The following is a 7,304-nucleotide window of genomic DNA, read 5'->3' as shown; positions in this document are numbered from 1 at the left end:
GATTCCTCGGCGGCATCCACCTGCGCCTGCCATTCTGGGTCGCCGCCGCGCTGGCGTTGTGCAACTTCCTGTACGGGTACTTCGTGCTGCCCGAGTCGCTGCGCAAGGAACACCGCACGAAGCGCTTCGAACTGCATAGCGCGCATCCGTTCGGTTCACTGAAACTGCTGCGCCAGCACCCGCAAGTGCTTCCACTGGCGATCGTGATGTTCCTGGTCTATCTCGCCCACTACGTGCTGCAGACGGTATTCGTGCTGTACGCGGATTACCGCTACGGCTGGGGGCCGCAGGCGGTCGGCTACGTGCTGATGCTGGTCGGCGCCTGCGACGGCTTCGTGCAGGCCGCGCTCACCGGCCGGCTGACGCCGCGTTTCGGCGAGCGCCGCGTGCTGCTGGCTGGCATGCTGTTCGGCGTCGGCGCCTTCGTGGTGATGGGCGTGGCCGGCACCGGCTGGGTATTCCTGCTCGGCGTGCCGCTGCTGGCCTTGTGGGGGCTGTCCGGACCACCGCTGCAATCGATCATGACGCAGCAGGTCGAGCCGTCCGAACAGGGCCGTCTGCAAGGCGCCATCACCAGTCTGGGCAGCTTCGCCGGGATCTTCGGGCCGTATCTGTTCGCGCAGGTTTTTGCGCTCTCGATCGCCCCGGCTTCGTCCATTCACCTGCCGGGTGTAGCCTTCGTGCTCGCCGCGATCCTGATGCTGGCCGGCGCGCTGACTGCCGCACGAGCCACCCGGCGCACACCCGGCGGCGGCAGGCCGAACATCGAGGCGGCCATCCCGATGGCGTGCCCCGACGACCTGCCGCCGATCACCAACGCCCACCCATCCGTCTACCCTCACCCACCACAGGAAGATCACCCATGACCATTTCGATGTACCAGGTCGCCGTTCCCGTTTTCGTCCGCGCACTCGGCAATCTCGCCCACGTGCTGAAGAAGGGCGAGGAACATGCAAAGTCGAAGAACGTCAGCGACGAAGTGCTGCTGCAGACCCGGCTGATCCCCGACATGCTGCCGCTGATCAAGCAGATCCAGATCGCCTGCGACATGGCCACCCGCTGCACCGCCCGCCTCGCCGGCGCGGAACCCAAGAGCTTCGAGGACAACGAGACCACGCTGGAGCAGGCCTACAGCCGCATCGAGCGCTCGATCGAGTACATCAAGAGCTTCAAGCCGGAGCAGATCGACGGCAGCGAAACCCGCGCGATCCACCTGAAGATGCGCAACGGCGAGATGAACTTCGAAGGCCAGGCCTACCTGCTGCACTTCACCCTGCCGAACCTGTTCTTCCACTGCACCACCGCCTACGACATCCTGCGCGAGGCCGGCACCGACATCGGCAAGTCCGACTTCATCGGCAACGCCTGAAGCGGCATGGCAGGGCGGCCCGGAGAAAGGCCGCCCTGCCAAATGACCGAAGTGTGATGCGCGCCTCATTTCACCACAGACCCATGGCCTGGCTCCTGCTTGGATGGAGGTGACTCCTCCCCAGCCTCTCGAGCAAAACATCATGGAACAGATCAAATGCATCATCGTCGGCGGCCCGCAGCATGGCCTGGTCCTCCGACGCCCATGGGACCGGCGCCGCCCGGCCCAGCTGCGCGTAACCGCCGCTGACGGCGAGTCGTGCGTTGCCGCCCTCCGACGGCATGACCAAGGCATGGGCACGCGCTATCTGCTGCTGCATCCACGTGCCACGGGCGAACAGATCCTGACCATGCTGGCAGCCTGAACTGACCTATCGGGTCACATTGAAGGTCTACCGCACGAGCGAGGGCCCTCTGCCGGGGCAGGACACGATGTCGCAGGCCGTGCCGCGCTTGTCGGGTGCGCGCCATCGCATCGACAATAGCCGACCGGGCCATCGCCCACCCTAGTCGACCGACCGTTCCGGGCCCCCATGCTGCGACTGACCGATCTCAAGCTGCCGCTCGATCACGGCGAGGCCGCGCTGACCGCCGCGATCCTCAAGCGGCTGGACATCGACGCCGCCGCGCTCACCGGCTACAGCATCGCCCGCCGCGGCTACGACGCGCGCAAGCGCGGCGCGATCATGCTGATCTACGCACTGGACATCGACACCCCGCGCGAAGCCGAACTGCTGCGGCGCTTCGCCGACGATCCGCACGTGCAACCCACGCCGGACACCGACTACCACTTCGTGGCCAAGGCGCCGGCATCGCTGCCGCACCGCCCGCTGGTGGTCGGCTTCGGCCCGTGCGGCCTGTTCGCCGGATTGATCCTGGCGCAGATGGGTTTTCGCCCGATCATCCTCGACCGTGGCAAGGAAGTGCGCGAGCGTACGAAGGACACCTGGGACCTGTGGCGCAAGCGCCAGCTGCATCCCGAGTCGAACGTGCAGTTCGGCGAGGGCGGCGCCGGCACGTTTTCCGACGGCAAGCTGCACAGCCAGATCCGCGACCCGCTTCATCATGGCCGCAAGGTGCTGACCGAGTTCGTCAAGGCCGGCGCGCCGGAGGAAATCCTCTACGTCAGCAAGCCGCACATCGGCACGTTCCGGCTGGTGACGATGGTGGAGAACATGCGCGCCACGATCGAATCGCTGGGCGGCGAGATCCGCTTCAGCCAGCGCGTCGACGACCTGTTGCTGGAACCGTGCGCGGATGGCCAGCGGCAGATCCGCGGCGTCACCCTGGCCAGCGGCGAACAGCTGCGTGCCGATCACGTGGTGTTGGCGCTCGGCCACAGCGCGCGCGACACCTTCGAGATGCTGCACGCACGCGGCGTGTACCTGGAAGCCAAACCGTTCTCGATCGGCTTTCGCATCGAGCATCCGCAGTCGGTGATCGACCTCGCCCGCTTCGGCCCGCAGGCCGGCCACCCGCTTCTCGGCGCGGCCGACTACAAGCTGGTGCATCACGGCAAAGGCGGGCGCTCGGTGTACAGCTTCTGCATGTGCCCCGGCGGCACCGTGGTCGCCGCCGCCAGCGAGCCCGGCCGCGTGGTGACCAACGGCATGAGCCAGTACTCGCGCAACGAGCGCAACGCGAACGCGGCGGTAGTGGTCGGCATCGAGCCGTCGGACTTTGCCGCGTTCGATCCCAGCGGCAGCCCGCTCGCCGGCATCGCCTTGCAGCGCGCACTGGAAAGCCACGCCTATGTGCTCGGCGGCGAAAACTACAGCGCCCCGGCGCAACTGGTCGGCGATTTCCTGGCCGGCCGCGCCTCGCGCGAATTCGGCGACGTGCAGCCTTCCTACAAGCCCGGTGTCACGCTGGGCAGCCTCGACAGCACCCTGCCCGACTACGCGATCGCCGCGATCCGCGAGGCGCTGCCCGCGTTCGAGCGGCAAATCAGGGGCTACGCGATGCACGATGCCATCCTTACCGGCGTGGAGACGCGCACCTCCTCGCCGGTGCGCATCAAGCGCGACGACAGCCTGCAAAGCCTCAACACCCGCGGCCTGTACCCCGCCGGCGAAGGCGCCGGTTACGCCGGCGGCATCCTCTCGGCCGCGGTCGACGGCATCGAGGTGGCCGAGGCGGTGGCGCTGAGCATCGCTGGAAGCTGAGACTCCGGCCGACAATTGATTCGCCGCGTTGCGGCCATATTTCAAGCGGGTCCGCAGCGCCCGCGCTGCCCGCTCCTGATGAGGGTATCCCGATGTCCACGCCAGCCACGCCCGTTCCGCTCCGTATCGACTTCGTCTCCGACGTCTCCTGCCCGTGGTGCGCGATCGGCCTGGCCTCGCTGCAGCAGGCGCTGGCGAAGCTGGAGGGCGAGGTCAGCGCGGAAATCCACTTCCAGCCGTTCGAGCTGAACCCGCAGATGGCGCCCGAAGGCGAGGATTCCACCGGGCACCTGGTGCGCAAGTACGGCAGTTCGGCCGAGCAGATCGACGCGAATCGCGAGGCGATCCGTGCGCGCGGCGCGGCGCTGGGTTTCACCTTCAACATGGATCGGCGCAGCCGCGTCTACAACACCTTCGACGCGCACCGGCTGCTGCACTGGGCCGAACTGGAAGGGCGCCACCTCCCGCTGAAGCAGGCGCTGCTGCGCGCCTACTTTACCGACGGCGAAGATGTCAGCGCACACGCCACGCTGCTGCGGCTGGCCGCCGAAGCGGGCCTGGATGTCGAGCGCGCGCGGCAGCTCCTGGCCAGCGACGAATATGCAAACGAAGTGCGCGCGCAGGAGCAGTTCTTCCAGAGTCGCGGCATCCACTCGGTACCGGCAACCATCGTCAACGGCCAGCACCTGATTTCCGGCGGGCAGCCGCCAGAGGCGTTCGAGCAGGCCTTGCGGCAGATCGCCGCCACCGCGTAGGTCCCGTTCACGCGCCGATGCCGCGTGGCTCCAGCCAATGCGCGATCGGCGCCGGATGGCCGAGCAGGTAGCCTTGGCCCATCTCGCAGCCCATCGCTATCAGCGCGCCGTGCTGGATCGCGGTCTCGATGCCTTCGGCGATCACCTGGATGTTCAGCGCGCGCGCCAGCGCCAGGATCGCCGCCACCACCGTGGTGCTGGAGGTGTTGGCGCCCTTGTCGAGCTCCTGCACGAACGCGCGGTCGATCTTCAGGATGCGCAGCGGCAGCGAGTGCAGGTAGCTGAGCGAGGAGTAGCCGGTGCCGAAATCATCCAGCGCCGCGCCGACGCCCATCGCGCGCAGGCGCTCCAGCGTGGCGCGCACGCGCTCGGGATTGTCCAGCAACGCGCCTTCGGTGACCTCGACCACCAACCGCGACGGCGGCAGGCCGGTGCGTTCCAGCAGCTGGATCAGGCGCCGGTCGAAATCCGCATGGCGCAGATGCAGCGCCGAGACATTCACCGTCATGAAAGTGTCGCCGCCGCCGTGCCGCAGCAGCAGCCGGCAGCTGAGTTCGAACATGCGCCAGTCGATCGACTCGATCAGCCCGCTGTCCTCGGCGATCTTCAGGAAATCGCCGGGCCTTAGCACGCCACGCTGCGGATGGTTCCAGCGGATCAGCGCCTCGTAGCCGACCACCCGGTCACCGCCATCAAGCCCGCAGATCGGCTGGAAATACGGCTCGAACTGGTCGTGCAGCAGCGCCTGGCGCAGTTCGCCCTCCATCGCCAGCACGTCGACCACGTTCTTCGCCAGCGTCTCGTCGAACAGCTCGAAGCGCTTGCGCCCCAGTTCCTTGGCCCGGTACAGCGCGATGTCGGCGTCGCGCAGCACCTCGTCGGCTGCCGCGTAGTGATCGTCGCCGATCGCGATGCCCACGCTGGCGGTCACCTGCAATTCCTTGCCGGCGACCAGCATCGGCGCACCCAGTGCGTCCAGCACGCGCTGCGCCACGGCGGTGGCGGCCGGCGGCAGGTCCTCCTGTTCCAGCAGGATCGCGAACTCGTCGCCGGACAAGCGCGCCACCAGGTCGGGATGGCGCACGCAGCCGGCCAGGCGCGTCGCCACCTCCTTCAGCACCTCGTCGCCGGCCAGGTGGCCGAGGCTGTCGTTGATGATCTTGAAGCGGTCCACGTCCAGGTACAGCAGCGCACAACGCTGCTGCGGCGCACGCCGGATGGCGGCCAGCACACGGTCGATGCGGTCGCGCAGGTAGCTGCGGTTCGGCAGGCCGGTCAGCGCGTCGTGCATGACCTGGTGGCGCAGCTGGTCCTGCATGCGTTCGCGCTCGGTGATCTCCTTGCGCAAGGCCAGCGTGCGTTCTTCCACCCGGTGTTCGAGCTGCTCGTAGGCGCGCTTCAACGACTCGGCGGAACGGCGCCGGGTCAGGCTGTTGGCGATCTGCGAGGCGACGAAGCTGAGCAGTTCCTGGTCGGCCGGACCGTATACCACCTCGGGCCGGTAGCTCTGCACGGTGACCAGGCCGATCACTTCGTCGGCCACGATCAGCGGCACGCCCAGCCAGCACATCGCGGGGGAACCCATGCGCCCCGGCGCGATCTCGCCGCGCCGGTCGAGTTCCTCGATGTCGGCGTTGTCGACGCGCAGCGCCTGCCCCAGGCGCAGCACATACTCGCTCAGGCCGCGGCCCAGTGGACGCTCGGCCGGCGGCGCCAGCACCGCGTCCACCGAGTAGGGAAAGGTCAGCCGGAGGCGATCGTCGGAAAGCAAGGCGATGAAGAAGTTTTCCGCATTCAGCAACTCGCCGACCACCGCGTGCACGCGTCGGTAGAACGCGTCCTGGTCGATGTCCGCCGTGGCCAGCTCGGCGATCTGGAACAGCGCGGCCTGCAGGTATTCCGCGCGCTGGCGTTCCAGGATCTCCAACTGCAGGCCGCGATTCGCCTCGGCCAGTTGCCGCGTGCGCAACTGCACCCGGCGCTCCAGGTCCTCCTTGCCCTGCTTGCGCTCCAGTGCGGTGAGGATGTGGCTGCCGACGAATTCCAGCAGGGTCAGATCCTCTTCGCTGAAACCGATGTCCGGCCGATAGCTCTGCACCACCAGCGCGCCATACGGCTGAGCGTCGCGCAGCATCGGCACGCCCAGCCAGTCGAAGCTGTCCGGGCCGATCAGCGTCACCGGCCCGGTCACCTGCCCGCGCAGTTCCTCGGCATTGCCCATGCGTGCCTTGCCGTCGCTGATTACATACCAAGTCAGCGAGTGCTCGATCACGTTCAACGGCAGGTCACGGCCAACCTCGAACGGGGGCGGCGATTCGACATCGACGAAATACAGGAAGCAGATCGTGCTGCGCGCCGCGTCGTGCAGCACGATGAAGAAATTTTCGGCGTACATCAGCGTGCTGACGATCGCGTGGATGCCGCGCAACATGTCCGGCATGTCACGCTCGGAGCCGGCCAGGTCGGAGATCGCGAACAACGCGCGTTGCAGGTTCTCCGAACGCTCGAGCTGCTCGTGCGAATCCTGCAGCTCGGCCCATTCCAGCGCCCGCCGCAGATGCTGGCCGGCAAGCTGCAGCGGTGCTTCCAGTTCCTCGAAGAAGCCGGCAGCGGCGGCGGGCTGCAATTGCAGCAGCAGCAACGCCGGCTCGGGCTGCTCGCACAGGCGGATCGCAACGCCTTGCCGATCCGCGCGCCAGTGCGGACCGGCCGTGCGGCCGGCGTCGAGCAGCCACGCCTCGTCTGTCGCCATCGGCAGGTCTGGCGGCACGCAACGCCGGCTCGCGCGGTCGTCCAGCCCCCACAGCACGCAAGCTGCGGTGCAGCCCGGCCGGGCCCGCGCCAGTGCGGCGATCGCCTCGGCCATCTCCTCCGGCGTGTGCGCGACGATCAGCCGGGCCAGCCAGCTCAGCTGCAACGAACCGTCGCGCGGCGTCGACCCAACAGCATCCGCATGCTTCATCGATCGAGATCCCCCCTGCCCGGGCTCGTCAACGCCGGTTGGTCAGCATACCCC

The 7,304-nt window shown here is 67.7% G+C and carries 6 protein-coding genes; 5 read left to right on the top strand and 1 reads right to left on the bottom strand.

The window, feature by feature from the left end:
• The 5 genes from ABD024_RS02415 to ABD024_RS02395 form a co-directional block, all read left to right on the top strand.
• The coding region (locus ABD024_RS02415; RefSeq protein ID WP_343849242.1) for an MFS transporter at positions 1–866 on the top strand (866 nt) is incomplete at its 5' end.
• Positions 863–1,369 (top strand): DUF1993 domain-containing protein, encoded by a 507-nt coding sequence (locus ABD024_RS02410; RefSeq protein ID WP_343849240.1) that lies wholly within the window; start codon positions 863–865, stop codon positions 1,367–1,369. The genes ABD024_RS02415 and ABD024_RS02410, both read left to right, overlap by 4 nt.
• 142 nt (positions 1,370–1,511) lie before the next feature.
• The gene (locus ABD024_RS02405) at positions 1,512–1,733 is read left to right on the top strand and encodes a hypothetical protein (RefSeq protein ID WP_343849238.1); all 222 of its coding nucleotides are present in this window, start codon (positions 1,512–1,514) and stop codon (positions 1,731–1,733) included.
• Positions 1,734–1,901: 168 nt separating this feature from the next.
• Positions 1,902–3,533, top strand: coding sequence for an NAD(P)/FAD-dependent oxidoreductase (locus ABD024_RS02400; RefSeq protein WP_343849236.1), 1,632 nt, complete (start codon positions 1,902–1,904; stop codon positions 3,531–3,533).
• Positions 3,534–3,625: 92 nt separating this feature from the next.
• Positions 3,626–4,288, top strand: a complete 663-nt coding sequence (locus ABD024_RS02395; RefSeq protein WP_343849234.1) for a DsbA family oxidoreductase — start codon at positions 3,626–3,628, stop codon at positions 4,286–4,288.
• Positions 4,289–4,295: 7 nt separating this feature from the next.
• Here the strand turns inward: ABD024_RS02395 and ABD024_RS02390 are convergent, their stop codons facing one another.
• Positions 4,296–7,250 carry an EAL domain-containing protein gene (locus tag ABD024_RS02390; protein WP_343849232.1) on the bottom strand — a complete coding sequence of 985 codons (2,955 nt, stop codon included), beginning with the start codon at positions 7,248–7,250 and terminating at the stop codon, positions 4,296–4,298.
• Positions 7,251–7,304: the final 54 nt, after the last annotated feature.

This window comes from Rhodanobacter soli (assembly GCF_039523495.1).
In the GTDB taxonomy this organism is placed as follows: Bacteria; Pseudomonadota; Gammaproteobacteria; order Xanthomonadales; family Rhodanobacteraceae; genus Rhodanobacter; species Rhodanobacter soli.
The sequence above is the reverse complement of the archived record's forward strand: the minus strand, read 5'-3'. Positions and strand labels throughout refer to the sequence as shown.

Coding starts and splice junctions, on each gene's coding strand:
- ABD024_RS02390 (WP_343849232.1), bottom strand. CDS start 7,250: ATGAAGCATGCGGATGCTGTTGGGTCGACGCCGCGCGACGGTTCGTTG.
- ABD024_RS02400 (WP_343849236.1), top strand. CDS start 1,902: ATGCTGCGACTGACCGATCTCAAGCTGCCGCTCGATCACGGCGAGGCC.
- ABD024_RS02395 (WP_343849234.1), top strand. CDS start 3,626: ATGTCCACGCCAGCCACGCCCGTTCCGCTCCGTATCGACTTCGTCTCC.
- ABD024_RS02405 (WP_343849238.1), top strand. CDS start 1,512: ATGGAACAGATCAAATGCATCATCGTCGGCGGCCCGCAGCATGGCCTG.
- ABD024_RS02410 (WP_343849240.1), top strand. CDS start 863: ATGACCATTTCGATGTACCAGGTCGCCGTTCCCGTTTTCGTCCGCGCA.